The organism is Verrucomicrobium sp. (assembly GCA_028283855.1).
Lineage (GTDB): Bacteria > Verrucomicrobiota > Verrucomicrobiia > Methylacidiphilales > GAS474 > GAS474.
In genome coordinates this window covers 90,891-116,767 of sequence record JAPWJX010000005.1, presented here as the reverse complement: position 1 = coordinate 116,767, position 25,877 = coordinate 90,891, and the positions used below count along the sequence as shown (strand labels likewise).

Genomic DNA, 25,877 nt, shown 5'->3' with positions numbered 1-25,877 from the left:
TCTGACTATTTCTTCTTGCGGCGCTCGACGATGAACTTGTTGCTCGGCTTGTAGCGCGCGCGGGTCTTGAGGCCCTTGGCGTACTGGCCCCACGGGCTCTTGAGCTGCTGGCGTCCGCCGCCGCCCTTGCTCTTGCCCTGGCCGCCACCGTTGGGGTGGTCGACGGGGTTCATAACCATGCCGCGGACGGTGGGACGGATGCCCAGCCAGCGGGTGCGGCCGGCCTTGCCCAGGGACTGGTTGAAGTGCTCCAGGTTGCCGACCTGGCCGACGGTGGCGTAGCAGCCGGCGAAGATCTTGCGGATCTCCCCCGACGGCAGGCGGATGTTGGCGTAGCCGGCGTCGATGGCCATGACGGTGGCGCTGCCGCCCGCGGAGCGGACCAGCTGGCCGCCGCGGCCGGGGATCACCTCGATGTTGTGGATCGGGAGGCCCAGGGGAATCTTGTCGATGGGCAGGGAGTTGCCGACGGCGGGCTCAACTTCCGGACCGCTGACGATCTTGGCGCCGACTTCCAGTCCGTTGGGGGCGATGATGTAGCGCTTTTCCCCGTCCTGGTACTTCAGGAGGGCGATGCGGGAGGTGCGGATCGGATCGTATTCGATCGCCTCGACGACGGCGGTGACGCCGTGCTTGCTGCGCTTGAAGTCGATGATCCGGTAGCGCTGCTTGTGACCGCCGCCACGGTGGCGGGAGGTCAGGCGGCCGTTGTTGTTACGGCCGCCGCTCTTGCGGCGGGGCTCCGTGAGGGAGCGCTCCGGCTTGCTCTTGGTGATGTCGGCGAAGTCGTCGAGCTGCGTGAAACGCAGGGACGGCGTCAGGGGACGGAAGGACTTGATGGCCATGGGAGGTATCCTGTTTCGGTGGGCGTTAGACCAGTTCGATCTTTTCGCCAGCCTTGAGGGTCACGACGGCCTTTTTCTTGGCCGAGGTGGTGGTGAGCTTGCCCAGACGGGTGCGCTTGAGCTTGCCGCGCACGTTCAGGGTGTTCACGTTGGTGACGGTCTTGTTGAAGATACGCTGGATGGCGTACTTGATTTCGATCTTGGTCGCCTTGCGGCAGACTTCGAAAACGTATTGGTTGCCGCGCTCGCCGAGGGCGGTGGCCTTCTCGGTGACGCGGGCGGTCTTGATGATGTCGTAGGGATCGCGCATGGCTTAGCTCTGTTTGGCGGCCGCCTGGAGGCGGGCCGAGATCTTGTCGAGGGCGCCCTGCGTGACGACGACGCTGTCGTAACGGAGGAGGTCTTCGGCGTTGACCTGGTCGGCGGTGACGGCTTCCAGGGAGGCGTGGTTGCGGGCGGCCAGGTAGACGTTCTGGTCGGCCTTTTCCAGGACCAGGAGGGCGGTGCCGTCAACCTGGTAACCGTCCAGGAGGGCGACGAGGTCCTTGGTCTTCGGGGCGGCCAGGGTCAGGGTGTCGACGAGCAGGAGGCTCTGTGACTTGACGCGCTCGGAAAGGGCCTTTTTGAGGGCCAGCTGCTTGACCTTGCGCGGGGTGATCTTGGAGAAGTCACGGGGCTGCGGGCCGAAGACGACGCCGCCGCCGCGCCACACGGGGGAGGAGGCGTAGCCGGCGCGGGCGCGGCCGGTGCCTTTCTGGCGCCAGGGCTTCTTGCCGGATTTGCTGACGGTGGCTTTGGTCTTGGTGCCGCGGGTGCCGGAACGGCGGTTGGCGCGGTAGGCCACAACCGTTTCGTGCAGGGCCTGGGTGCCGATGCCGTTGGAGATGAGTTCGACCTTGAGGAGCTTGGAGGCCTGCTCGAGGGATAAGGGGGTCGCTTTCATGGATTACTTCTTTTTCGATTCCTTCATCGGGTTCGTCGGCTTGGAGGCCTGAACCTGCTTGGGCTTGGGCTGGCCCTTGATGGCGGTGCGGACGACCACGAGGTTGCCGCGGGCGCCGGGGACGGAGCCGGTGACCAACAGGGTGTTGTCATCGGGACGGACCTGCAGGACGCGGAGGTTCTGCACGGTTTTGCGCTCGTCGCCCATGTGGCCGGCCATGCCCATGTTCTTGAAGATGCGGCCGGGAGTGGAACGCTGACCAACGGCGCCGTTACGGCGGTGGGTCTTGGAACCGTGTGCGGCGCCCTGGCCGGAGAAGTTGTGCTTCTTCATGGGGCCCTGGAAGCCCTTGCCCTTGGAGATCGCGATGACGTCGACGATCTGGCCGACCTTGAAGATGTCGACCTTGACGGCGTCACCGACGTTCAGGGCGTCGGTGGTGCGGAACTCGCGGACGAAGCGCTTGGGGGTGGCGCTGGCCTTCTTGAAGTGGCCCAGGAGGGGCTTGGAAACGCGGTGTTCCTTCTGGTCGGAGAAGCCGACCTGGACGGCCTGGTACTTGTCCTTTTCCAGGCTTTTCACCTGGAGGACGGTGTTGGGGGCCGCCTCAATGACGGTCACGGTGGTGGCGATGCCCGCCTCGTCGTAGACGCGGGTCATGCCGATTTTCTTGCCTAAAATACCGACGCTCATGGGTCTTTCTTAGTTTTCGATTTTGATGATGATGTCGACGCCGGCCGGCAGGTTGAGCTTCTTGAGCTCATCGACGGTCTTGGAGGTGGGCTCGACGATGTCCAGGAGGCGCTTGTGGGTGCGGATCTCGAATTGGTCCATGCTCTTCTTGTCGACGTGGGGCGAGCGGTTCACGGTGAACTTCTCGATTTTGGTCGGGAGCGGGATGGGACCGGCAACGGCGGAGCCGCTGCGGCTGGCCGTGTCGGCGATCTCCACTGCGGCGCGGTCGAGGAGCCGGTAGTCGAAGCTTTTCAGGCGGATGCGAATCTTGGTAGCTGCCATATGTGTGCGTAGTGACGGTTAACTCTTCTTCTGTTCCTTGATCTGGGCCAGGATTTGCGCCGGGACCTGCTCAAAGTGGGACGGCTCCATGGAGTAGGCCGCGCGGCCTTTCGACATGGAACGGATGTTGTTGACGTAGCCGAACATTTCCGAGAGGGGCACTTCGGAGTGGACCAGGGAGCTGTTGCCCTTGGTTTCGACGTTCATGATCTTGCCGCGGCGGCGGTTCAAGTCGCCGAGGATGTCGCCCTGATACTCGTCCGGGGTGGAGACTTCGACCTTCATGATCGGCTCCAGGAGGATGGAGTTGGCCTTTTCCAGGGCGTTCTTGAGCGCGAAGATGGCGGCCATCTTGAAGGCCAACTCGTTGGAGTCGACCTCGTGGTAGCTGCCGTCGAGGATGTTGACCTTGACGTCGATGACGGGGCTGCTGTTGACGATGCCGTTGAGGAGGGCTTCCTCGACGCCTTTCTTACAGGCGGGGATGTACTCCTTCGGAATGTTGCCGCCGACGACCTTGCTCTCGACTTCGATGCCCTTGCCCCGCTCGTTGGGGATGACTTCGAGGACGACGTGGCCGTATTGGCCGCGGCCGCCGGACTGCTTGACCAGCTTCCCCTCGCCGCCGGCCTGCTTGAGGATGGTCTCGCGATAGGCGATCTGGGGGGCGCCGGCGTTGGTCTGGACGTTGAATTCGCGCTTGAGGCGGTCGCAGATGATGTCGAGGTGCAGCTCGCCCATGCCGGCGATGATGGTCTGGCCGGTCTCTTCGTTGGTGGAGACGAAGAAGGTGGGGTCCTCTTCCATCAGGCGCTGGAGGCCTTCGGCCATCTTCTCGCGGTCGGCCTTGGTCTTGGGCTCGACGGCCATGGAGATGACGGGCTCAGGGAAGGAGGGCGGCTCGAGCTGGATGCTGTAGTCGGGATCGGCGAGGGTGTCGCCGGTCTTGATGTTCTTCACGCCGACGAGGGCGGCGATGTCGCCCGCGTAGACGGTCTCGATGTCTTCGCGCTTGTCGGCCTGGATCTGGACGATGCGGCTGATGCGCTCGGTCTTGTTGGTGCGCGGGTTGTAGACGGTGTCGCCCTTGTTGAGCTGGCCGGAGTAGACGCGGAAGAAGACGAGCTTGCCGACGAAGGGGTCGGTCCAGAGCTTGAAGGCCAGGGAACAGAACTTGGAGTTGTCGTCGGCGGGGGCCAGGACTTCGCTGCTGTCGTCCGGGTTGTGGCCCTTGGCGGCTTCCTTGTCGAGGGGGCCGGGCAGGTAGTCGACGACGGCGTCGACGAGGAACTGGACGCCCTTGTTCTTGAAGGCGGAGCCGCCGACGACGGGGACGATCTGGTTGGCGATGACAAGGCGGCGGAGGGCCTGCTTGATCTCCATCGCGGTGGGGACTTTTTCCTCGAGGAACATTTCACCGATCTTTTCGTCCTTGTCGGCGATGGCGCCGATGAGGTCTTCCAGGGCCTGCTTGGCGTTGGCCTTCAGGTCGTCGGGAATTTCGACCAGCTCGTAGGTGGAGCCGAAGCGGTCGTTGTCCAGGTAGCGGACGGCGCGCTGGTTGATGATGTCGATCTGGCCGTGGAGCTGGTCTTCTTTGCCCCAGGGCAGGAGGATGGGCCAGGCGTTGGCGCCGAGCTTCTCGCGCATTTCGTTGACGGCGTTCTCAAAATTGGCGCCGACGCGGTCCATCTTGTTGACGAACGCGATGCGGGGGACGCCGTATTTGGTGGCCTGGCGCCAGACGGTCTCAGACTGAGGCTGGACGCCCGCGACGCCGCAGAATACGGCGACGGCGCCGTCCAGGACGCGCAGGGAGCGCTCCACTTCGGCGGTGAAGTCGACGTGTCCCGGGGTGTCGATGATGTTGATGCGGAATTTCTGGCCTTCGAAGACTTTGGAGATGCCCTCTTCCTTGCGCTGGGGCCAGAAGCAGGTGGTGGCGGCGGAGGTGATGGTGATGCCGCGCTCGCGCTCCTGCTCCATCCAGTCGGTGACGGTGGTGCCTTCGTGCACCTCGCCCATCTTATGGACGGCGCCGGTGTAGAAGAGGATACGCTCGGTCAGCGTGGTCTTGCCCGCGTCGATGTGCGCGCAAATGCCGAAGTTCCGCGTCCGCTCCATGGGGAAGGGGCGGTTCGGGGAATTAGGGCTTTTCTTGGTTTCAGCGACGGCGGACATAGGTGTGATCTTCGAAAGGTGGTGTCTAAGAGACTAGAAGCGGAGGTGGGCGAAGGCACGATTGGCCTGCGCCATCTTGTGCACGTCGTCGCGCTTCTTGATGGCGTTGCCCTGGGCGTTGGAGGCGTCCTTCAGCTCGGAGGCCAAGGCCTTGAGCATGGAGGTGCCGCGGCGCTTCTGGGCGAAACCGACGAGCCAGCGCATGGCCAGCGCGAGCTGGCGCTCGGGCGGGACTTCCATGGGCACCTGGTAGGTGGCGCCGCCGACGCGGCGGGACTTGACCTCGAGCTTCGGCTTCACGTTGTCGATCGCGCGCTTGAGGATGTCCAGCGGATTGCTGTCCTTGTTGTTTTCGTTGATGGAGTCGATGGCGCCATAGACGATGCGCTCCGCGGTGGCGCGCTTGCCGCTCTGCATCACGGTGGTGATGAGGCAGGTGACCATGGTCGATTCGAACTTGGCATCGGGAATGATTTCGCGCTTCTGGGCGCGGCGACGTCTAGCCATAAGGAGGGATGAGCTGAGGTTGGTTCTTCGGGTAAATTACTTCTTCGCGGCAGCGGCGGCGGCGCCGGCCTTCGGCTTCTTCACGCCGTATTTGGAACGGCTGACGTTGCGGTTGACCTTGTTGGTGCTGCTGGGCCCGACGGCGCCGGTGGCGTCGAGGGTGCCGCGGACGATGTGGTAGCGAACGCCGGGCAAGTCCTTCACGCGGCCGCCGCGGACCAGGACGATGGAGTGCTCCTGGAGGTTGTGGCCTTCGCCGGGGATGTAGGCGATGACTTCCTGCCCGTTGGTGAGGCGAACCTTGGCGACTTTACGCAGCGCCGAGTTCGGCTTCTTAGGCGTACGGGTCATGACCTGCACGCAAACACCGCGCCGCTGCGGGCTGTTCTTCAGCGCCGGGGCCTTGGTTTTGTTGCGGATCTTCCGGCGGCCCTTGCGCACTAACTGGTTAATAGTCGGCATGTTGTTTCGCTTTTTTCAGTATCGTTTCTTAAATTTTCCCCTTAAAACGGGAACGGTTAGAATGCGAAAAAGAATTTTTCCTTCAAGAATTATTTTCAAAATTCCCGAAGTTTCTTGAAAAGGGCCTAAAACGGCCTCTTTTCCCCTCTCCTTCCGGCCCCCTTAAAAAAGGCGGGAAAAGGCTTGCATTCCCCTTATTCGGTCCCCATTCCTGCGGCGATAAGCTTTTCGGCGTCTTTGACGACGCTGGGGAGCAGTTCTTCGAGAAGTTCCTCGGTAATGCCGCATTCCTTTAGCACGGCCTCATCCAACTCCGTGTGGAAGCCGTCCTCCCCCACGCCGTAGCCCAGGAGGGTGGCCAGGTGCTTGGCGGCATGGACGTGGCCGACGAGGAGGCGCTGGTCCGGCGTGGCCAGGCTGGGACGGGGATAGAAGCGGGCGACCTGCACGAGGCTGGCGGGATAGCCCCACTCTTCCATGAGGACGCCGCCGATTTCCGTATGATCGTATCCCAGGATGGTGTGCTCCGCCTGGCGCCAGCTGACCTGCTTGATCTCCTGGTAGCTGCGGATGGATTCAAAATGGTCGGCGCAGGCGTGGGCCAAGGCCAGCTTGCCCACGTCGTGCAGGAGGCCGGAGGTGTAGGCCAGCTCTTCCGGAACCTGCTTGGTCTTTTTGGCCAGGTGCTCGACGGAGACGCCGACGCAGAGGGAGTGTTTGTAAAGGTCTCCCGGCTCCCAGCCGTAGCCCTGGGGCTGGTTGATGAGCCAGCGGCCCGCGATGGAGCTGGCGGCGATGCGGTAGACCTGGCGGAAGCCGATGCGCATGACGGCGTCACCCACGGTTTCGCAGGGGAAGGTCCTGGAGAAGAAGGCGGAATTGGCAAAGCGCAGGACGGAGGTGGCCAAACCCGGATCCCGCATGATCAGGCTTTCCATTTCCTTCGCATTGGCCTTCTCCGGATCGGAAAGGAGCGCGATGAGCTTCGGCAGAAGCGCCGGCGCGCAAGGAAGGGTGCGGGCCAGCTCGCAAACCATGGAGATGGGAAGGATGGAACTCATATCCAGTACAGGGGCTTGCCGGGAGTCTTGACCAGGACGTGGCCGGTCTCCAGGTAGAGCTTGATGGTGCGGTTGACCTGTCCCCCGGTTTCCCAGACTTTTACCCGCAGCCCCATCTTTTGGCTCAAGGCGCGGAACGCTTCCACATTGCGGTCACCAATGCGGAAAAACTGATCGGCTCCCATGACGCGGGCGCCGCCGAAAACCTTGCATTCCAGGACTTCCGGCGCGCCGCCGGTGCGGGTCAGCTGGGCGACCAGGTCCGTCAAACCGGTGTCGACGAACATGGAGCGGTTGGTCACGCCGCTGCGGTGCAGCTTGGAGTCGGGCAACATGGCGTGCAAAAGGCCGCCGATTTTCCGGTAGGGATCGAACAGGGTGACGGCGATGCACGATCCCAGGGCGTAGGTGCTCAGAATGGAGCCGGGGGTGGAGACCAGCTTGAGGTCGGCGACGCCGACGACGGTTTCCGGCGGGTTTCCCGCGTTGGAGGTGGAAATGGATGCGAGAGCCACAGGGCTGAGCTGGAAAAGGCTTAAGGCTGAGGCGCCGTAGCCTGGGCCGGAGCCGCCGGAGATTGGTCCGCATCGTGGATCGGCATGGGCGGCGGCGGCTGGGTGGTGGGCTGGGGCGCCTCGGTGGAGGGAATGGGAACGATGGCGCCGGTCTGGAAGGACTGCGGCCCCTGGCTGCCTGCAGGCGGAATGCCTGGAGCCAGGGGGCTCTGAGTGCCGGGATTGGCCACGGGCAGGACGGCATCCGGGCCGCCCGGGGGAATGGCGCCGGAGGAATTGGTGCTGCCCCCGTTGACGATGGCCTGCTCCCGCATCATGACTAAGAGGGCGGATTGGTCGTCCATCAGGTTTTTCAGGACGTCGTATTCCTCCTGAAGCTGGGTGATCGACTTTTCCTTGAGGGCGATCGCGTTCTTAAACTTGTCTTCCAGGAGGGAGACTTCCTTAGCCCGGGCTCCTCCTTCTTTCTTCAGGGAATCGACCTCGCCGTGGAAGGTGTCCTGGAGTTGGGTGACGGAGTTTTTCTGAAGGGTCAGGTTCCGTTCCAGCGTGACCATCCGGCCCTGTTGCATGGCCAGGTCTTCCGCCAGTTTCAGGAGCTGGAGGTAACGCTGACCCAGCTGGGTCTCCAGCTGCTTGACGTTGCTGTCCGAGCGGGCCTGGACGGTGTCGATGCTGGCGTGAAGGGACTGAACGTCCTGCTGGGTCTGGTAGTAGAGGGCGCCGATGCAGACGCCGCATGCAACGATGGCCAGCGCCAGGAGAATCTCCGGGCCGACACGGCCCGACTCCCGGCGTCGGCTCTGCCGCCAGCGCATCAATTGCATCGCACCCTTGTGCATCGACCCGTTGTAAGTCGTTTCCGCTTCAGGGTCAACAAAAGGGCCATGATGGATGGCGAAATCTTCCCGCAGCGGCTTTTAGGAAGCGGCGCTGCCGTCCGGATTGGCGTTGGCGGAGGCCTGCTTGGCCTTGGCCGCGGCCTGGCCCAGAAGGGAGGCGGCATCGGCCTTCACCACGGCTTGTTGGTTGAAATGGGCCAGCTGCGGGTCGATTTCCGTGCGAAGGATGCGGACATCCCGGGGGGCCTTGATGCCCAGGCGGACGCGCTGACCTTCGACGGCGACGATGATAATCTCGATCTCATCGCCGAGTTTGACAGCCTCCCCCGGTTTACGTGACAGGACGAGCATAGGCCGCCTTTAAAATTCGAACCTCTCCTGCGTGGAGTAGCTGCTTTCGTTCAAGGTGATCTGACGGCCCAGCCTCTTCTCCTTATGGATAATGAGGGGGGCGCGGAGATTGGCATGGAAGACGAAGGGTTTCCAGCTTTCCACCTTTAAAATGAAGAAGACGAGACAATCGAGCGGGCCGGGGGAGCCGATGTCCTCCAGGAGGGTGTCGTCGACGTCCATCACGTAGTCCCCTTTCAGGTAGAAGGCCTCGATCACCAGGAAGGAGACGGAGGGATCGTCCACCGACCGCATGAAGGCGAAGGGGCGCTCTTCCTCCGTCTGGGTAAAGACGAAACGATGGAATTGAAGGAACCCGGGAAGGCCGACGGGGAACGTGAACGTCTTGTCCAGGATCTCCTGCTCCACGCTCACGCACGCTTCCATATCTTCCTCCAAAGGCTGACGAAACGATTCATACCGCTCAAGAAATATAATCGAGCATGTTCAACTTCAAAATGGTGGCCGCGGATTGCAGGGAGGCCGAGTAGGCGGTCTGGAGGGTGGAGAGCTGCGTGGCCAAAGTCGCGGTGTCCGCCGAGGTCAGGCTGTCGAGCGTCGTCGTTTGGGTGGTGGCGGCGGTGGCCAGGTCGGTCTGGTTGTTGGTCAGGACGGCCAACTGGGAGGAGGCGCGGCCCAGGTAGCGGGAGATGTTGTCGGCGCCCGCGTTGATGGCGCTGACGGCGTTGGAGTAGCTGCTGCCCAGGTTGGTATCGGCGCTGAAGGGGTCGCTGGTGCCGCTGGAGGCGTTTAGGAGGTCCTGCGCGGCGCTGGCTACCATGGTGTAGAAATCAACCCCGCTGCCGTCGGTCAGGAAACCGCCGAAATTGCTCGCGCCGCTGGTGTTGCTGCCCGCGGTCAGGCCGATGCTGACGGTCAGGTTGGAATTGATCGCCGCCGTGGTGACGTTGGAGACGTAACCCGCGCTGGTGTTGTTGAGCTGGTATTGCGGGGCGTCGGAAGACGGGGTGGGGGTGATCGCAACCAGGGGCGCCTGATTGCCCGTGCCCCCGAAGATGTAGACTCCGTTGACCTGCGTGTTGACCAGCTGGGCGAGCTGGTCGGCGTAGGTCTGCAGCTGCTGGCCGTAATCGGCGTAGTTGGCGGAGCCGGTGGAGGAGGCCTGGGTCATCAGGGAGGTGATGCTGGTGGCCAAGGTCTGCATCTGCGTCAGCACGTTATACGTGGACTGGGCGGTGGTGCTCAGCGTGTTGGTGGTGCTGGTGTAAACGGCATTCTGGGAGTTCTGCTGCCGCAGCGCGCTGACCTGGCCGAAGGCGACCGGATCGTCCCCCGGATTGATGATGCTCATGCCGCTCGATATTTGCGAGGAGTTGGTGGCCATGGCTTCCTGCAGGTTGTTGGCCTGTTGCAGGAAGGAGTTGCTAAACATCGTTTCCGTGATGCGCATGAGTTTTCCCTTGTTAGGTTAAGAAAAATTTAAACGGTCAGGTCCCCATGTTGACCAGGGAATTGTAGAGCTGCTGGAGCACGCTGATGAAGTGGGCGGAAGCCTGGTAGGCCTGCTGGAAGGTGATGAGGTCCGTGGTCTCCTCATTGGTGGAGATGCCGGAATAGGAGGCCCGCTGGTTGCTCACCTGGGTGCTGAGGAGGGCCTGGTTGGTGTAGTTGGTCTGCGCCGCGCTAGTGGTGAAGCCGATGCCGCTCACCACGGAGGCATACTTGGAAACGTTGGCCGCGCTGGTGGTGGAGGTGTTCAGGGCGGCGATCGCGTTGGCGATGGTCGCGTCGGCCGATCCCGCACCGGCCGCGGCGGCGGGAATGGCCCCGCTGTTGTAGGAGGAGCTGGTGATGTTGTAGGGATCCTCCACGGTGACCTGGTTGACGCCGTTGGCGTCGGTGCCGATGTGGAAGAAGTCGTCGCCGGCGGTGCCATCGGAGCCCTGGCCGGTATTGGTCAGCCCGTTGACGGCGGTGACCACCTGGTAGACGTAGTTGTTGAATTGGTCGAGAAGCGTCGTCGGCGTGCCGGTGGGGGGCATCGTCGTCTGGGCGCCGATGACGTCGTTGTCCAGGTAGACCAGGCCGCCCAGGTCGCCGCCCGTGGGGGTGAAGTTGACCGTGGTCCCGCCGCTGGTTTCCGCGCTGATCGTCAGGCTGCCGGTGGGATCGTAGGTGTTGGAGGCCAGCTTGTAGGTCTGGACGCCCGTCAGGTTGTTGGAGCCCCCTCCCCCCACCGTGCCGCTCACCAGCGTGGTGGTGGGGGAATCGGTCAGGGTGATGTCGACCATCGCGGAATTCTGCGGGTTGTTCGTCACCGTGATGTTGACGATGGTGCTGAGCTGCTCGACGAGGGCTTCCCGCTGGTCGCGCAGGGTGGTGGCCTGGTTGAGGGTGAGCCCCTGGGCGTCGACGGTGGTGCCCGCCTCCGCGCGCTGGATCTGGGAGTTGAGATCGGCGATCTGGGTGATGAGCTGGTTGGCCGTGGTCACCTCGTCGGAAGCCTGGCTGTAGACGCTCGATTTGACGGAGAGGATCTGATTCTCGACCGTGTTGGCCGTGTTGGCGAATGTCAGGCCCGCGTTGGCCACGGCATCCTGGGCCACCTGGGAGGTGGGATCGGCGGCCAGGCTGGTCCAGGCGTTGAAGAAGTCGGTGGAAGCCGCCTCCAGGCCGGTCTGGCTGGAGCTGGCATCGACCTGGCTGGAGCTGAGGGACTCCGAGAGGGAGTTCTGCACGCTCGACATGTAGGTGTTGACCGTGTTGGCGTAACCCAGGCTGGAGTTGGACTGCTGGACGAGGGTGTCCAGATAGTTGCTGCGGGTGTTTTCGATGCCCGTGACCGTGACGCCGGTTCCCAAGTTGGTGCCAGCCACGTTGATGGAGGTGCCGGAGCTGATCACCACGATTTGCCGGGAGGAGGCGCTGTTGCTCTGGTTCGTCAGATTCTGGCCGGCGACCGAGATGCTCGCCTGGGCGGCCTGCAAGCCGCTCAAGCCAACATAAAGGGAACCGTTAAGACCGATGCCGGACATAGTGGGGTGGGATCAGAGTTGGACGTCGACGAGTAGGCCGCTGCCGGTGAGCGGCGCCTCGACCATGCCCATGTGGTTGTAGGTTCCCTGCTTGCGCTTGGCGCCCAGGAACTCGCTCATGACCTGCTGGAGGAAGCGGAGGCTGTTCTCCAGGAGCATATGGTTCTGCCGGGCCAGCTGCTGGATGCGCTTGAACTTGCGCATGCACTCGCCCCGCAGCTTTTCCTGGGGGGCCGGCAGGCGGCGGGATTGGATGAAGGTCCGCAGGTTGAGCTGCTGCTGCTCCAGCTGCTGGGAAAGGACCTTGATCTCCTCGCAGACGACGGGCAGGCGGGTGACGTTGCGGTTGAGGATGCACTCCTGCTCCTCACGCTGGCGGACGAGGAGCTGTTCCAGCATGTCGTCCAGCTGCTGGAGGACGCGCTGGCTCTCTTCCGGGACGGCGGCGGTGGGGGGGATGGTTTCCATGGCGGAATCTTCCTCAGAGAGTCGGCTGGTCTCCGGCGGAGGTTGAAGCCGATTTGTCGAGGTGGGCGAGTTTGACGGATGCATTGTAAATTTGTTGTGCCAATCCGTGGCCCGTGTTGCTTTCCGCGACCTTCGTGGCCACGGCGTCTTTGAACATGCTGGAGTAAATCTGGGAGGCGAATCCGCCGGAGGTGCCGGGCAGGCCCTTGTCGAACTCCTCCATGAGATAGCCGTCAAAGACCGATTCCAGCTGGGTGGCGGCCTTCTTCAGCTTGGCCAGGTCCTTGTCGGTCATGTTCGCCGTGGTGGCGCTGGGACCGGCCAGGGAGGCCAGGGAGTCGGTGGGAGGAATCGGCGTCATGGCTCCTTAGTGGACGACGAGTTCGGCTTGGAGGGCGCCGGCCTCCTTCATTTCCTGGAAGATCGCCATCATGTCGCGCGGGGTGACGCCCAGGGCGTTCAGGGCGGAGGCGACGTCCTGCACGCTGGGCAGGTCGTTGAAGACGACCAGGTTTTTCTTCTCTTCCTGGACGTTGATGGTGGTGGCGCCGGTGACGGCGGTGGCGGGGCCGTTGGCCACGACGGGACCGGCGGGAGCTCCGGCCTGGGCGGCGGCGGCCGGAGCGGGCGAGTTCACGTTGGCGGAGGTCATGACCACCTGGTAGCCGGAGGGGGGAGCCTGCCCCAGGGGGACGAAGATCTGGTTGCCGGTGGCGGGGTCGTAGTAGGCCTGGTTGCCGCCGGAGGTGAGCGGCACTTGCGCGCTGCCGCCATAGCCGGGGACCACGGTGGTGTTGCCGGTGAAGGCGTTGGGCTGGGAAACGTTCAGGGAATTGACGATGGAGACGGTCAGGTTGCCGTGGGCGACGGCGACGGAGTCGATCTTGATCCGGGAATTGGCGACGATGGTGCCGGTCTTCTCGTTCATGACGATGCGGGCGGCAACGTCGGGGCGGAAGACGACGTTCTCCACCCGGGCGATAAATTCCAGCTGCTTCTCGGAAGCCTGGGCTTCCTTGGGCACGTAGACCCGGACGGTCTTGGAGCTGACCGCGTCGGCGATGGGGCCGATCTGCTCGTTGATCGCGTTGGCCATGCGGACGGCGGAGGTGAAGTCGCCGTCCCGGAGGGAGACTTCCAGGACGCCGTTGGAAAAGTAGTCGGGCACGATCTCCCGCTCGACGATGGCTCCGTCCGGAATCTCGCCGACGGTGGGGTGGTTCTTTGCGAAGGAGGCGCTGGCCCCTCCCCCGCTGCCTTCCGCGTAGAAGCCGCCGATGGAGAGCGGGCCCTGGGCCTGGGCGTAGGCCTTGCCGTCCGGACCGTAAAGGATGGTGGGGGTCAGCGTGCCGCCCTGGAGGGATTTGGCGTTACTGATGGAGGAGACGACGATGTCGAACTTGGAACCGTTCTTGGCGCCGCCGTGGATGAGGCCGGTGACGGTGACGGCGGCGGAGTTTTTCACTTCCATGTTCTGCGCGTTCACGGTGATGCCGAACTTCTTCATGAAGTTGGTCATGAGCTGCTGGGTGCTGATCGGGTCCGAATCGCCCTGGCCCGCCAGGCCGGTGACCAGGCCGACGCCGATGAGCTGATTGTCGCGGGTGCCCTGGACCACGGCGACGTCCTTCACGCGGGTCTGGGCGCAGAGGCCGGAGACCAGGGTGAGGAAGGCGGCGGCAATGAGGAAAAGGCGGCTCATACCGGGTTTAGAAAGGGCTGACGAATTCATAGAGAGTGGTGAGCCAGCCCTTCCGCTCGGCGCGGGAGAGGTCGCCGTTGCCGGTCTGGTTGATGGCCAATTCGGCGACCTGGGTGGAGCTGACGGAATTGTCGGCGGCCAGGTCCTGGCGGCGGACGTAGCCGGTGAGGACCATGGTCGACTTTTCCTTGCCGACGGTCATCTGGCGCGTGGCCACGACGTGGAAGGTGCCGTTGGGCAGGGCCTCGTCGATGCGGGCCTGGATGGTGGTGGTCAGGCCCTCGCTATCGGCCTGGGTGCCGCCGCCGGCGAAGGACTGGGCGCCGCTCCACTGGTTGGCGATGTTGGCGTTGTTCGGATTGATGAGGGAGGTGATGGAGTCGTTGACGCTGGAGGTCTTGGCCGTGCTCAGCTGCTTGGAAAGGGAGGCGCTGGTGTTCAGGTTGACGATGATGGTGATGAAGTCCCCGACGGCGAAGGCGATGGGGTCGGCGGTCAGGGAGGTGACGCGCCCGTCCGCCTGGCTGGGGAAGATGGAGCCGGGGCCGCTGTAGGGGGAGACGCGGGCCGGGTTGGCGATCTGGGCGGAGGCCAGCCCGGCGGCGGCGATCCAAAGGAGGGAGAGAAGGGCGAGGTGCTTCATGGCAAATGGCGCAAATGGGGTTATTGGACGGCTACGGCTTCCAGGGTGTCGGCGTCGACGACCTTGGCGAAAAGGGATTTCTTGGAGTCGCTGTTCTGGACGGAGATGGTCTGGCCCTTGGTGCCGTCCTGCATGGCCACGCCTTTCATGCTCACCTTGAAGGTGGACTGGACGTAGTTGACGACGACTTGATCGCCGCGCTGGACGAGTTTCTTGGGCGCCAGGAAGGAGGGCAGCAGGAGCTGGCCGGCAGTGATCTGGCGGCCGATGACCTGGTCTTCCCCCGTGGGAAGCTGGGTCATGTAGTTGCCGGAGGCGCGGATGGCGTCGATGGTGGTCAGGCGGAAGTCGAGGGGGCTGTAGGGCTCGCCCGCCTGGATGCTGCGGACGGCCTGATAGGCCTGGCGCTGCCAGCTCCAGCGGAAGCGCACCTCGGAGCTGCCGACCATTTCCTTTCCGATGTAATAGTTGATGGTGGCCGTGGCCCAGGGGTGGAGGAGGGCGGTGGGGGAAAGCTGGGCCTGGGCGCCGATCTGCCCGGCGGGCAGGGTGACGGGGGCGGTGGCGGCGAATTCCTCAATCTTCACCTGGCCTTGGCTGCCGGTGGCCTTCTGCAGCTCCATGAGGAGGACGCCGGAGAGGTTTTCCGGGTGGACGATGCGGGCGGGGCGCAGGATCTGGCAGGAGGCGCTTCCGGTGACGTCGTATTTGCCGTATTCCGGATGGCCGGCGACGGCCGCGGCGACGACTTCCCGGGTGAAAACGCTCTTGGCGTTGAGGGCGGGGGCGCTGCCTAGGGGAAGCTGGAGCAGCCCGGCGGGCAGGCTGCTGTCCGAAACGACCACGTCCCCCACCGTCACGTTGGCGCCGGAAACGCGGGCCTCCGGCCGAAGGGCCAGCGTGGCGGCCTGCGCGGAGACCCCGCAGGCGAGGAGAACGGCGAGGAGAAGGTGGCGCTTCATTTAGCGAAGGCGGGTTAGCTTTGGCGGAGGTTGTCGGCCTGCTGCATCATCTGGTCGGCGGCCTGGATCGATTTGGCGTTCACTTCGTAAGCGCGCTGGGCCTGGATCATCTGCACCATCTGGGTGACGACCTGGACGTTGGAGTTTTCAATGTACCCCTGCTGGATGCTGCCCAGGCCGTTGGTCATCGGCTTGCCCTGGAGCTGGGGGCCGGAAGCGGTGGTCTGGAGGAAGAGGCCGCCGCCCAGGTGGTTGTCCAGGCCCTGGGGGTTGATGAACTGGGTGAGCTGGACCTGGCCGCCGTTCTGGGTCTGTCCGTTGACCTGGAAGGTGAAGGTGCCGTCCTGGCTGACGGAGATTTGGGTGACGCCCTGGGGCACCTGAGGCGCGCCGACGAGGACGAGGCCGTCGTTGGTCACGATCTGGCCGCTCTGGTTGACCTGGAAGGAGCCGTTGCGGGTGTAGGCGTTGAGGCCGGAGCCGTCCGCCAGCTGGACCTGGAAGAAGCCGTTGCCCTGAATGGCCAGGGAGAGCTGGGAGCCGCTCTGCTGCACCATTTCGCCCTGGGTCATGTCCATGTTGGTGGCGACGAGCTTGGTGCCGTAGCCGACGCTGAGGCTGCCGGGGGTGTTGCTGCCGTTGCCCAGGATGGCGCCGGGCTGCTTCTCCACGTCGTAAAGGAGATCCTCAAACTGGGCGCTGGAGCCCTTGAAGCCGGGGGTGTTGACGTTGGCCAAATTGTTGGAGATGACGTCAATGTTCGTCTGCTGCGCCTGCATGCCACTGGCGGCGGAGTAGAGGGATCGGATCATAGGCTTGGGCTTGGGAGGGGATTACGAATTGGCGTTGTCGGAGGCGGCTTGGATGATCTGGCCGGTGACCGAGTCCTGCATGGTGACGGCGCGCTGATTGGCCTCATACGCGCGCACGACTTCGACGAGCTGGATCATGGAGGTGACGGGATTGGCGTTGCTGTCTTCCAGGTAGCCCTGGCGGACGAAGGCGCTCTTGCCCAGGCCGGTCTGGAGCTGGTCGGTCTTGTCCGTGTCGGCCTGGAAGCGACCGCCCTGGCCCTGGTGGAGGACGGTGCGGGGATCGTCCATGTGGACGATGGCCAGGCTGCCGCGGGAGACGCCCTGGGGGCCGACTTTCACCACGCCCTGAGGGTCGATGTTGATGATGCCCGCGTCGGCCTTGCTCAGGTTCAGCGGCACGTCGTTATCCATGAGCACCTCGGAGCCGTCGCCGGTGACCAGCACGCCGTTGGTATTGACGCGGAATTGGCCGTCCCGGGTGTAGCCCATGGAGCCGTCTTTGTTGCGGACCTTGAAAAAGGCGTCGCCTTCGATGGCGAAGTCGGTCGGGTTGCCGGTGGCGCGGACAAGGCCGGGGGAGAAGTCGATCACCGTGCGGGACTGCAGGGGGGCTCCCGCCACGCCCAGGTTTTGGGTGGTGCCGGGCAGCGCATTGGCTTCCTGAAGGGCGGAGGGCTTCGGCAGTTCGAAGGCGGTCAGCACCTGCTTGCTGCCAGGAATGCTGGAGCGCGCCAGATTGGAGGAAAGGACGTCCTCATAGGCGCTCTGGGCCTTCATTCCACTCACGGCTTCGTAGAGACCTACTTGCATGCTTCAGCTCTATTTGCACAGTTCATGCCAAGTGGTTCACGGCAGCGAAAAAGTCGCTGCCGGAAGCTTGTTTAAAGAGAGAAACCCTCTCTAAAAGATTTCCCAAGAGAGGAGGGAATTATTTTCCCACTCGGCAAAGGGGAGTATTTTTCCTTCGCCCGCCCAAATTTTCTGGGAAGAATTTTCCTGCCTACGAAGCCTTAGGCGCTTCCCCGGGCTTGGCGACGGAGTCGCACCGGATGACGTACTGCTCGCCGCAGGAGCAGGTGAAATGAACTTCGAAAACTCCGTCTTCCACCTGAAGGACCTGGACTTGGGGAGCCGGCTTCGGCTTCACGACGGCGTTGACGACGGTGGGGGCCGCTCCAGCCGGAGCGCCCGGCTTAGCGGGAGCGGTTGCGCCGGGTTTGGCTGCCGGCTTGGCCGGGGCGGCAGCTCCTTTGGCGCCCGGGGCGGCAGGAGCGGGAGCCGCGGCGGGCGGAGGAGCCACATCGGCTGCCTTGCGGATCGCCACGCGCTTCTGTTCTTCCGGGTTCAGGAAATTCATGGCTGCATCATCTTTTGGCGGAAGGAGGAGAGATCCTCCCCCTTCGCGGGGCGGACCACAATGGTAATCCGCCGGTTGTTTTCGCTCTCCGGGTGGGCGGCGTCGAGGGGATCGGTGGCCCCCTTCCCCGCCACGCGGAAGAATTTGTCCGGCTTCACCCCGCTGTCCGTCAGGGCCTTTTCGGAGGAAAGGGCTCTTTCGGAGGAAAGGGTCCAGGGCTGCATCGGGTCACCGTTGTTGGGGTTGTTTTCCGTGTGCCCTTCCACCTCTACCTGGACGGGGAGCCGCTCCAGCTGCCAGCCGATGGTTTGCAGGACGAAGGAGCCGAAAGGGGTCAGATTGGAGCTGTTGGGGTCGAAGAAAGGGCGCTTGGACTTGTCGATGACGTTGATGCGGACGCCGTCGGAGGTGAAGTCGAAGCGGATTTGGTCGTCGCCGGGATCGCTGCTGTTCTTGAGCTGCTGGCGGATTTGCTCCAGGGCCTGGGTCAGTTCGTTGATCGACTGGAGGTCCTGGCTGGGGGCGTCCTGCGGGATGGTGTGGAAGGTGGAGTTCTCCTCCCACTTCGTGACGGAGCGGGAGCCGTTGGTGACGTGGATTTTCCGGCCCTGGAAGTAGTCTTCCACGGCGCGGCGGGTTTCCTCGTCCGCCCCGATGATCCAGAGGACCAGGAAGAGCGCGAACATGGAGGTGACGAAGTCGGCGTAGGCGACTTTCCAGGAACCGCCGTGGTGTCCACCTTTCTTAGACATGGCGGAGGGGGCCGGTCATGAGGATCAGGCCTTCTTGAGGGCCTTCAGCTCGGTTTCAAAGGCGTCGCCCGCGGGCTGGCGGTCCGCCGGGATGGTGCGGCGGCCGGCCTCGGCGGCCATGACCGGCGGGGAGCCGGTGGCGTAGCTGACGATCATGTTGCACATGACCTGGTAGTAGGCCAGCTCGTCCTCATTGATGAATTCCAGCTTGAGGATCATGGGCTGGAAGAGGCCGTAGCTGATGAGAAGGCCCAGGAAGGTGCCGACGAGCGCCGCGGCGACTTTCTCGCCGATCTTCGCCTTCTCGCCCGCGATGAAGCCCATGGTGACGACGATGCCGAGCACCGCCGCGACGATGCCGACGCCCGGCAGCGCGTCCGCCACCTTGGTGAGGATCATGATGGGCGCTTCCGAGTGGATGGAAAGGCGCTCCAGGTCTTCGTTGAGGGAGGCGCGGAGCTGCTCCGGCTTCATGCGGCCTTCGATGAGGGGGCGCAGGGCGTCCTGCAGGAAGGAGACGGCGTGGTGGTCGTTCAGGAAGCTGGGATACTTGGAGAAGACGGAGCTGGTGGAGGGGTTGATGACGTGTTCCTCGATGCCGACGACGCCCTGCTCGCGCGCGACCATGAACAGCTCGTAGAGGGCCTTGCACAGGTCCATGTAGCGCTGCTGGGTGTAGGGCGGCGCTCCGACGGCCTGCTTGATCTTGGCGATCATCAGCTTCAGCACGGAGCCCGGGCTGGAGCCGACGAGGAAGCCGATCATGACGCCGACGATGATGATCCATTCGCCGGGGTGGAGAAGCGACTCGATGTGGCCGCCATTGTACATGAAGCCGCCAAGCACCGAGCCGAAGACGATGGCCCAACCGATGAGAAGGAGCATAGGCCTAGCGCTTTCTCTCGCGCAGGAAGACGGCGCGCAACCGGGTGATGGCCAAGGTGTGAACCTGCGAAACGCGGGACTCGGTGATCCCCAGCAATTCGGCGATTTCCTTCAGGCGCAGGTTTTCCATGTAATAAAAGCTTAGGACCTGAAGTTGCTGGGCGGGAAGTTTTCCCATCGTTTTGCGTAAGATGAGTTTATCTTCCTCATTTAGCAAGCTTGCAAATGGCGTTTGGGCGCTTTCGTCGGCCAGAATATCCTCATGGGAAAGGGTGTCTCCCCCCTCCCCCTCGTAGATCGGTTCCTGGAGGGAAAAGTAGGTGGTGGGCTTGATCCGGTCCAGCAGCTCGGTGAGCTGCTGTCTACCGATGTGCAGCTCCTGGCAAAGCTCGTCCTCCGTCGGTTCCCGGCCGAGCCGCTGGGCGATGGCCTCCTGCGCCCCTTCCAACATCCGGGCCTCCCTGTGGACGGAGCGGGGCACCCAGTCCAAGCGGCGCAATTCGTCGAGGACCTCTCCCCGGATGCGAAAGGAGCAAAAGGTCTTCAGGCTGGAGCCGCGGGAGGCGTCGTAGCGTTCCACGGCATCGATCAGGCCGATGACGCCCGCGCTGACTAGGTCTTCCTGAGCGATGTGGGGCGGAAGGAAGAGCCCCATCCGCGCCACGATGTGGTGAACCAGCGGAATCATGGAGCGGATGAGGGCGTCGCGCTCCGCCTCCGTCTCTATCTTCGCCTGGGGCACGGCCCCTTGAGCCGGCGCAGCGGGCGCCGGAGGGACCGAGGGCTGGGGTTTGGACTTAGATTTCAAAAACGGCTAGTCCTAGACTTGGTTCTTGGCTTCGGCCTTGGCCTCTTTTTCCTGGAGGCGGAGCGCCTCGGCCTGCTTCTTGGCCTCGTCCCGCTCGCGGGATGCCTGTTCCAGTTTCCCCTCCATCCAGGCGCGCATGAATTTGACGACGATATATTTCGCGCTGGCCGCAAAAAGGAGGCCCAGGCCGGCGGCGCAAAACATCGACCATCCCAGTTCCTGCCCGTTGATGTAGGACAGGAAGAGGCCGACGATCATGCCGGACAGGCCGATCACGACGACCACTTTGTTGATGATCGTCGGGAGCTTGGTTTGGGTCAGGAGTTTGAACATTTTTTGAAAGGGCTATGCCGCCACCATATTCTGCGGCGGGATATTGTAAACAGGCTCGATCTCGTATTTGGCCGGAATTTCATTATAAGCCACCACGCGCAGGAGAGGAAAGCTGTCCGCGTAGAAGCGCTTGAGCCCCAGGCGGACGGTGGGGGAGGTCAGCATGAGGGGGGTTTTCCCCCGCTTGCCCATTTCCGCCACGCCGCGCTGGATGTGGTCGTGCAGGTAGCGGGCCAGGCCGGGGTCGAGGACCAGGTTGATCTCCTGCTGGCTTTGGCGGATGCCCTTGGCGACGTGCTGCTCCAGCTCCGGGTGCATGGTGACGCAGAGGATCTTGTTCTTTTCGATTTCGCAATGGCGGCTGATTTCCATGGCCAGGACGCGGCGGCAGGCCTCGCTCAGCTCGTCCGGGTTCTTCGTGAAGGCCACCTGGTCGCACAGCTTTTCCAGGATGACGCCCAGCTCCCGGATCGAGAGGCCCTCCCGCAGGAGGCTTTGCAGGACGCGGTGCACCGTGCCGACGTTGATCTGCAGGGTCTTCATTTCGGACAAAACGGCGGCGTGGGTCTCCTTCATGGCGTCCAGGAGGTTCTGGGTGTCCTGGCGGGTGAAGATTTCCGCGGCGGAACGGCGCAGGGTCTCGCCGACGTGGGTGATGAGGACGGAGAGAGGATCGATGACGGCGTGGCCCAGGCGCTCGGCCTCCCGGCGGTCGCCCTCCGCGATCCAGGTGGCCGGCAGGCCGAAGGCCGGTTCCGTGGTCACCTTGCCGCGCAGGGGCCGCTGCGGGGTGCCCACGCCCATGGCCAGGTATTGGCCGATGAAAAGCTCGCCTCCCGCCACCTCGTGCCCGCGGACCAGGACGGCGTAGCTGTGGGAAGGCAGGGCGGAATTGTCCCGCACGGAGATGGAAGGGATGATGATGCCCAGTTCCTGGGAAATGTTCCGGCGCAGGAGGCCGATGCGGTCGAGCATGCTCTTCATTTGCCCCTGCACCAAAGGCAGGAGGTCCAGGCCGATCTCCAGCGCCAGGGGATCGAGCTTGAGGAGGACTTCCGGCCGCTGGTCCTTGGCAGCGGCGGCTTCCTTTTCCTTGACCTCGCGGGCTTTCATCTCTTCCTGAAGCTTGTTCGCCTCCGCCTTGTTCCGGGGAAGGAAGAAGAAGGAGATGAGGAGGAGGGCGCCCGCCACGCCGCCCATGGCCCCGGAGGGGAAGCCGGGGATGAAGGCGAAGAAGATGAGGGCCATCGCGGTGATGCGCAGCACCATGGAGCTGTTGAAGAGCTGCCGGGAGACGTCCCCGCCGAGCGCCGAGTTGGAGCTGGAGCGGGTGACCAGGATACCGGCGGCAGTGGAGGTGATGAGGGCGGGGATCTGCGTCACCAGGCCGTCGCCGATGGAGAGGAGGGAGAACTTGTGGATGGAGTCCGAGGCGCTGAGGTTCATCTGCAGCATGCCCACGGCGAAGCCGCCGATGAGGTTCACCAGGGTGATGAAGATGCCCGCGATGGCGTCGCCGCTGACGAACTTGCTGGCGCCGTCCATCGCGCCGTAGAAGCTGGCCTCCTTCTGAATGGCCGAGCGGCGTTCCCGGGCGTCCTTCTCCGAGATGATGCCCGCGTTAAGGTCGGCATCGATGGCCATCTGCTTGCCCGGCATGGCGTCCAAGGTGAAGCGTGCGGAGACTTCCGCCACGCGGCCCGCGCCCTTGGTGATGACCATGAAGTTGATCGCCGTCAAAATGATGAAGACGATGAGCCCTACGATCGGGTTTCCCTGCACGCCAAAGTCGCCGAAGGCGGAGATGAGCTTGCCCGCCTCCCCGTTGATAAGGATGGAGCGGGTGGTGGCCACGTTCAACCCCAGCCGAAAGAGGGTGGTGAAGAGCAGGATCGTGGGAAAGACGAAGAACTCCGTGGGGTCCTTAAGGAAGGCAACGGTAAGGATGATGATGACCGAGAGGGTGATGCTCAGGGTCAGGAAGACGTCGATGAGGACCGGCGGCAGCGGCAGCACCAGGATGACGACGATGCCGAGCAGGGCGATGCTGAAGATCACGTCGCCGCGCTGCAGGAACCGGGTGAGAAGGTTGGAATTCATCTAGGGCGTCAGTTGGGGCTCCCCTGCCCTTCCCCGGATGTGGGGCGGTAGCCGCGGCGGAAGAGGTCGGCCAGAACCTGGGCCACGGCTTGGTAATAAAGAGGCGGGATCGGCTCCCCGACTTCCCCGTGCTTGTAGAGGCCCTGCGCCAGGGGGACGTTCTCCAGCATGGGGATGCCCAAATCGGCGGCGCGTTCCCGGATGCGGAGGGCGTTGCGGCGCGTCCCCTTGGCGACGACGATAGGCGTGGGCGTGAGGCCGCGGACGTAGCGGAGGGCCACGGAGTAGTGGGTCGGGTTGTTGACGACGATGGTGGCGTCCGCCATGTCTTCCAGCTGGCGGCGGAGGGAGCGCATCCGGCGCATGATGCCGCGGCGGCGCGCCCGGATTTCCGGGGAGCCCTCGGACTGCTTCACCTCGTCCTTTACGTCCTGGAAGCTCATGCGGTTGTCCTTTTCATACTGCCACCTCTGGTAGAGATAGTCGATCACTCCCAGGATAAGCAGGGCCAGAATGACCCGCCAGCCGACGGCCCAGCAGGCCTGCAGGAAAAAGGCCCCCAACTCCTGCACGGAGACGGGGCGGCTGAAGACCGGCGCTTCCGACAGCTCCCGCACCGCCGCGTAGGCGAAGGAGGCGATGAGCAGGAGCTTGATAACGGACTGGGAGGTGGCGACGAGCTTGCGGAGGGAAAAGAGATTTTTGATCCCCTTGAGGGGGTTGAGGCGGCCGCGGCCCTGCTCCAACAGCTTGTCGGCGATCCACAGGGGGCCGCTCTGGACCATGTTGGCCAGCACGGCCACCAGGGCCATGCCCCCCATGAACAAGATGAGAACCAGGAGCAGGTGATTGCTCAGCATCGGATAAAGGGGCGTGGTGGCGGAGGTGTGCCCGGCCGGCTTCCCCAGCTCCGTGAAACACTCCCGCATGAAGTCAGCCAGCCCGATCCCGATCTGGGAGCCGAAATACATGAGGGAGAACAGGCCGGTGGCCACGATGACCGTGGTGGCCAGATCATGGCTGCGCACGACCATGCCGCTTTCGCGGAGCTTGGCGCGCTTTTTGGCGGAGGCCGGCAGATTTTTCAGGTCGTCCTGGGGCATGTCAGGAAGGGCTGAGGAATTTGAAGTATTCCGACGACATCGGGATGATCTTCTCCATCTGCACCTTCATGATGAAGAAAAGAAGGGGCAGGAAAACCAGGATGCCGATAAGGCCCACGGCGACCTTAAAGACGAAGACGTCCGAGAAGATGTTCATCCCCTGCACGGTGCGGGCCAGGAAGCCGACGGTAATCGTGACGAAGAACATGAGGGCCATGATGGGCGCGGCGAAGGTGAGTCCCCCGGCGAAAAGGGCCGCGCCCAGCTTGACCAGCATGGCGAAGTCGAACAGCGGCCGGTCCATAACTCCCAGGGGAATGAGGATGAAGCTCTGGTGGATCGCCGCCATGACGATGCGGAAGTAGTCGAAGGTCCAGAAATAGAGAATGGCCATGAGGAGGAACAGGCGGCTGAAAATGCCGCCGCTGACCGGCAGGGCGGGATTGACCTGCTGGGCGTAGAGAAAACCCAGCTCATTGTCCAACAGCACGCCGCCGAACTGGACGGCGCCGAAGATGAGGCGGAGCACCAGTCCGTAGCCCGCGCCGATGATGAACTCCCCCACCACGGCCACGATGATATCCGGCATGGTATAAAGGTGGGCCTGCGGCGTGATGGGACCGACCAACGGCAACAGCAGGTAACTAAGCCAGAGAATCATGGCCGCGCGGGTGAGCTGCGGCGTGTTGATCTCCGCGAAACCCGGGGACAGGAGCATCCAGCCGCTCAGCCGCGAGGCGATAAGCCAGAGGGCGATCGGGTTGACGAAAAGTTCCATTTGCCGGGCGCGCGCTTACCTGGCGATCTCCGCGGCGCGCTGGAAGAGGGTGGTGGTCAGCTGGCGCAGGTGGGCCAGCATGAAGGGGGCGAAAATCCAGGTCCCCGCCACGGCCCACAGGAGCTTGGGCACGAAGGAAAGGGAAGTCTCCTGGATGGTGGTGATGCTCTGCAGGATGCTGATGCCCAGGCCAATGACGAGCGCCCCCAAGACGATCGGCGCGCAAACATAGATGCCTTCCCAGAGGCAGATGCGGATGATGTCGAGGGCGGCGTCGATGTTCATGACACGCGAAAGCTGTCGACGAGGGAGCGGACGACGAGCGTCCATCCGTCGACCAGGACGAAGACCATCAGCTTCACCGGCAGGGAGACGGTGGAGGGCGGCAGCATCATCATGCCCAGGGCCATGAGGATGGAGGCCACCACCATGTCGATCACCAGGAAGGGCAGGAGAATGAGGAGCCCCATCTCAAAACCGCGCTTCAGCTCGGAGAGCATGAAGGCCGGGACGACGACGGAAATGGGCAGCGCCTCCGGCGTGGTCAGGGTGATCGGCGTGGGGGACATGCTCAGGAAGAGGCGCAAATCCTGTTCCCCGGCATAGCGGAGCATGAACTCCTTGAGCGGGATGACGGCCTTGTCCATCCCCTGCTGAAAGGTGATCTTGTTATCCCGCACGGGATCGATGGCCTCCTTGGAGATGCGGTCCCAGGTGGGCTGCATGATGTAGAAGGTCAGGAAAAGGGCCAGGCCGATGACTACCTGATTCGGCGGGGTCTGCAGGGTCAGCGCATTGCGCAAAAAGGAAAGGACGATGACGATGCGGACGAAACACGTCGTCATAATCATGATGCCCGGCGCCAGGCTGAGGATGGTGAAGAGGACAAGGAGCTGAAGGCTCACGCTCATGTTCGCCCCGCCGCCCGAGCCGGTGTTGAGGGAGAAATTGATAGTGTCGCCGGGAGCGGCCTGCGCCGGAACGGCCAGAAAAGCCAGAGCCAGGCCCAGGACCAGGGCCCAAAAGCCGGGCCTGCCGCGGAAAAAAGACTTTTGCTTCATGAATCGGAAGGTTGCGCGGCTTCCGCCTTGGCTAAAGGCTGCCAGGAAACGGCCCCCTGCGTCTGGGCGACGAGGAAGCGCTCCCCGGAAACTTCCACCAGGCAGAGATGGGTCTTGGAATTAAGCCAGCGCTGCTCCCGGACGACGATCTGGGAGGCCTCCGGATTGAGGGAGAGCCAGCGGCGGAGGTTGTCCCGCGTCCAATGCCGCCGGTTCACGGCGGCCCAAACCGCCAAAAGGGCGGCGAAGATGACGACCAGGACCACCAGCCGCCACCAGGGCAGTGGCGGCGCGGGCTGCTGAGCCTCGGCCAGCGCCAGGAACCAAGCCGGATGCATGGGCGCGGGCCGC

General features: G+C 63.5%; 33 protein-coding genes. All 33 read right to left on the bottom strand.

Annotation, left to right across the window (positions count from 1 at the left end; genetic code table 11):
- Positions 1-5: 5 nt before the first annotated feature.
- The 33 genes from rplB to PW734_09925 all read right to left on the bottom strand — a co-directional run bounded on the left by rplB (position 6) and on the right by PW734_09925 (position 25,864).
- Entirely contained in the window at positions 6-845 is an 840-nt protein-coding gene (rplB, locus tag PW734_10085) for a 50S ribosomal protein L2 (protein ID MDE1171540.1), read from the bottom strand.
- A gap of 25 nt (positions 846-870) precedes the next feature.
- Positions 871-1,155, bottom strand: a complete 285-nt coding sequence (gene rplW / locus PW734_10080; protein ID MDE1171539.1) for a 50S ribosomal protein L23 — start codon at positions 1,153-1,155, stop codon at positions 871-873.
- A 3-nt stretch (positions 1,156-1,158) separates the two neighbouring features.
- The gene (gene rplD / locus PW734_10075; GenBank protein ID MDE1171538.1) at positions 1,159-1,788 is read right to left on the bottom strand and encodes a 50S ribosomal protein L4; all 630 of its coding nucleotides are present in this window, start codon (positions 1,786-1,788) and stop codon (positions 1,159-1,161) included.
- Positions 1,789-1,791: 3 nt separating this feature from the next.
- Positions 1,792-2,481, bottom strand: a complete 690-nt coding sequence (gene rplC / locus PW734_10070) for a 50S ribosomal protein L3 (GenBank protein MDE1171537.1) — start codon at positions 2,479-2,481, stop codon at positions 1,792-1,794.
- Between the two features lie 9 nt (positions 2,482-2,490).
- Positions 2,491-2,805 carry a 30S ribosomal protein S10 gene (gene rpsJ, locus PW734_10065; GenBank protein MDE1171536.1) on the bottom strand — a complete coding sequence of 105 codons (315 nt, stop codon included), beginning with the start codon at positions 2,803-2,805 and terminating at the stop codon, positions 2,491-2,493.
- Positions 2,806-2,823: 18 nt separating this feature from the next.
- Entirely contained in the window at positions 2,824-4,986 is a 2,163-nt protein-coding gene (fusA, locus tag PW734_10060) for an elongation factor G (protein ID MDE1171535.1), read from the bottom strand.
- Between the two features lie 33 nt (positions 4,987-5,019).
- On the bottom strand, positions 5,020-5,493 hold the full coding sequence (gene rpsG / locus PW734_10055; protein MDE1171534.1) for a 30S ribosomal protein S7: 474 nt from the start codon (positions 5,491-5,493) through the stop codon (positions 5,020-5,022).
- A 36-nt stretch (positions 5,494-5,529) separates the two neighbouring features.
- Positions 5,530-5,955 carry a 30S ribosomal protein S12 gene (gene rpsL, locus PW734_10050; protein ID MDE1171533.1) on the bottom strand — a complete coding sequence of 142 codons (426 nt, stop codon included), beginning with the start codon at positions 5,953-5,955 and terminating at the stop codon, positions 5,530-5,532.
- 194 nt (positions 5,956-6,149) lie between these two features.
- Complete coding sequence (locus PW734_10045; protein ID MDE1171532.1) at positions 6,150-7,016, bottom strand: HDOD domain-containing protein; 867 nt, start codon at positions 7,014-7,016, stop codon at positions 6,150-6,152.
- On the bottom strand, positions 7,013-7,531 hold the full coding sequence (locus PW734_10040; GenBank protein MDE1171531.1) for a chemotaxis protein CheD: 519 nt from the start codon (positions 7,529-7,531) through the stop codon (positions 7,013-7,015). Before PW734_10040 ends, PW734_10045 begins: the two co-directional genes overlap by 4 nt.
- A gap of 20 nt (positions 7,532-7,551) precedes the next feature.
- The gene (locus PW734_10035; protein MDE1171530.1) at positions 7,552-8,358 is read right to left on the bottom strand and encodes a hypothetical protein; all 807 of its coding nucleotides are present in this window, start codon (positions 8,356-8,358) and stop codon (positions 7,552-7,554) included.
- A 93-nt stretch (positions 8,359-8,451) separates the two neighbouring features.
- Positions 8,452-8,724 (bottom strand): carbon storage regulator CsrA, encoded by a 273-nt coding sequence (gene csrA, locus PW734_10030; protein ID MDE1171529.1) that lies wholly within the window; start codon positions 8,722-8,724, stop codon positions 8,452-8,454.
- 9 nt (positions 8,725-8,733) lie between these two features.
- Complete coding sequence (gene fliW / locus PW734_10025) at positions 8,734-9,150, bottom strand: flagellar assembly protein FliW (protein ID MDE1171528.1); 417 nt, start codon at positions 9,148-9,150, stop codon at positions 8,734-8,736.
- Positions 9,151-9,187: 37 nt separating this feature from the next.
- Entirely contained in the window at positions 9,188-10,174 is a 987-nt protein-coding gene (locus PW734_10020) for a hypothetical protein (GenBank protein ID MDE1171527.1), read from the bottom strand.
- 37 nt (positions 10,175-10,211) lie between these two features.
- Positions 10,212-11,759: a flagellar hook-associated protein FlgK gene (gene flgK / locus PW734_10015; GenBank protein MDE1171526.1), complete on the bottom strand. Its 1,548-nt coding sequence runs from the start codon at positions 11,757-11,759 to the stop codon at positions 10,212-10,214.
- Positions 11,760-11,771: 12 nt separating this feature from the next.
- Positions 11,772-12,227 carry a flagellar export chaperone FlgN gene (flgN, locus tag PW734_10010; GenBank protein MDE1171525.1) on the bottom strand — a complete coding sequence of 152 codons (456 nt, stop codon included), beginning with the start codon at positions 12,225-12,227 and terminating at the stop codon, positions 11,772-11,774.
- Between the two features lie 13 nt (positions 12,228-12,240).
- The gene (locus PW734_10005; GenBank protein MDE1171524.1) at positions 12,241-12,588 is read right to left on the bottom strand and encodes a hypothetical protein; all 348 of its coding nucleotides are present in this window, start codon (positions 12,586-12,588) and stop codon (positions 12,241-12,243) included.
- Positions 12,589-12,594: 6 nt separating this feature from the next.
- Positions 12,595-13,929 carry a flagellar basal body P-ring protein FlgI gene (locus PW734_10000; GenBank protein ID MDE1171523.1) on the bottom strand — a complete coding sequence of 445 codons (1,335 nt, stop codon included), beginning with the start codon at positions 13,927-13,929 and terminating at the stop codon, positions 12,595-12,597.
- Between the two features lie 7 nt (positions 13,930-13,936).
- Positions 13,937-14,572 (bottom strand): flagellar basal body L-ring protein FlgH, encoded by a 636-nt coding sequence (locus PW734_09995; protein ID MDE1171522.1) that lies wholly within the window; start codon positions 14,570-14,572, stop codon positions 13,937-13,939.
- Between the two features lie 20 nt (positions 14,573-14,592).
- Complete coding sequence (flgA, locus tag PW734_09990) at positions 14,593-15,534, bottom strand: flagellar basal body P-ring formation chaperone FlgA (GenBank protein ID MDE1171521.1); 942 nt, start codon at positions 15,532-15,534, stop codon at positions 14,593-14,595.
- Between the two features lie 14 nt (positions 15,535-15,548).
- On the bottom strand, positions 15,549-16,346 hold the full coding sequence (flgG, locus tag PW734_09985) for a flagellar basal-body rod protein FlgG (GenBank protein MDE1171520.1): 798 nt from the start codon (positions 16,344-16,346) through the stop codon (positions 15,549-15,551).
- A 21-nt stretch (positions 16,347-16,367) separates the two neighbouring features.
- Positions 16,368-17,159: a flagellar hook-basal body protein gene (locus PW734_09980; GenBank protein ID MDE1171519.1), complete on the bottom strand. Its 792-nt coding sequence runs from the start codon at positions 17,157-17,159 to the stop codon at positions 16,368-16,370.
- A gap of 190 nt (positions 17,160-17,349) precedes the next feature.
- Positions 17,350-17,706, bottom strand: coding sequence for a hypothetical protein (locus tag PW734_09975; GenBank protein MDE1171518.1), 357 nt, complete (start codon positions 17,704-17,706; stop codon positions 17,350-17,352).
- On the bottom strand, positions 17,703-18,458 hold the full coding sequence (locus PW734_09970) for an OmpA family protein (protein MDE1171517.1): 756 nt from the start codon (positions 18,456-18,458) through the stop codon (positions 17,703-17,705). Before PW734_09970 ends, PW734_09975 begins: the two co-directional genes overlap by 4 nt.
- Positions 18,459-18,482: 24 nt before the next feature.
- Complete coding sequence (locus PW734_09965; GenBank protein ID MDE1171516.1) at positions 18,483-19,343, bottom strand: MotA/TolQ/ExbB proton channel family protein; 861 nt, start codon at positions 19,341-19,343, stop codon at positions 18,483-18,485.
- Between the two features lie 4 nt (positions 19,344-19,347).
- Complete coding sequence (locus tag PW734_09960; protein MDE1171515.1) at positions 19,348-20,085, bottom strand: FliA/WhiG family RNA polymerase sigma factor; 738 nt, start codon at positions 20,083-20,085, stop codon at positions 19,348-19,350.
- A 78-nt stretch (positions 20,086-20,163) separates the two neighbouring features.
- A complete protein-coding gene (locus PW734_09955) occupies positions 20,164-20,484 on the bottom strand; it encodes a hypothetical protein (protein MDE1171514.1) in 321 nt (106 codons plus the stop codon).
- 12 nt (positions 20,485-20,496) lie between these two features.
- On the bottom strand, positions 20,497-22,584 hold the full coding sequence (locus PW734_09950; protein ID MDE1171513.1) for a flagellar biosynthesis protein FlhA: 2,088 nt from the start codon (positions 22,582-22,584) through the stop codon (positions 20,497-20,499).
- A gap of 8 nt (positions 22,585-22,592) precedes the next feature.
- Positions 22,593-23,687, bottom strand: a complete 1,095-nt coding sequence (locus tag PW734_09945) for an EscU/YscU/HrcU family type III secretion system export apparatus switch protein (GenBank protein MDE1171512.1) — start codon at positions 23,685-23,687, stop codon at positions 22,593-22,595.
- A gap of 1 nt (position 23,688) precedes the next feature.
- Positions 23,689-24,465, bottom strand: a complete 777-nt coding sequence (locus PW734_09940; protein MDE1171511.1) for a flagellar biosynthetic protein FliR — start codon at positions 24,463-24,465, stop codon at positions 23,689-23,691.
- 15 nt (positions 24,466-24,480) lie between these two features.
- Positions 24,481-24,750 carry a flagellar biosynthetic protein FliQ gene (locus PW734_09935; GenBank protein MDE1171510.1) on the bottom strand — a complete coding sequence of 90 codons (270 nt, stop codon included), beginning with the start codon at positions 24,748-24,750 and terminating at the stop codon, positions 24,481-24,483.
- Complete coding sequence (gene fliP, locus PW734_09930) at positions 24,747-25,526, bottom strand: flagellar type III secretion system pore protein FliP (protein MDE1171509.1); 780 nt, start codon at positions 25,524-25,526, stop codon at positions 24,747-24,749. The genes PW734_09935 and fliP overlap by 4 nt, the downstream gene beginning before the upstream one ends.
- The gene (locus PW734_09925) at positions 25,523-25,864 is read right to left on the bottom strand and encodes a hypothetical protein (GenBank protein ID MDE1171508.1); all 342 of its coding nucleotides are present in this window, start codon (positions 25,862-25,864) and stop codon (positions 25,523-25,525) included. The genes fliP and PW734_09925 overlap by 4 nt, the downstream gene beginning before the upstream one ends.
- Positions 25,865-25,877 lie beyond the last annotated feature (13 nt).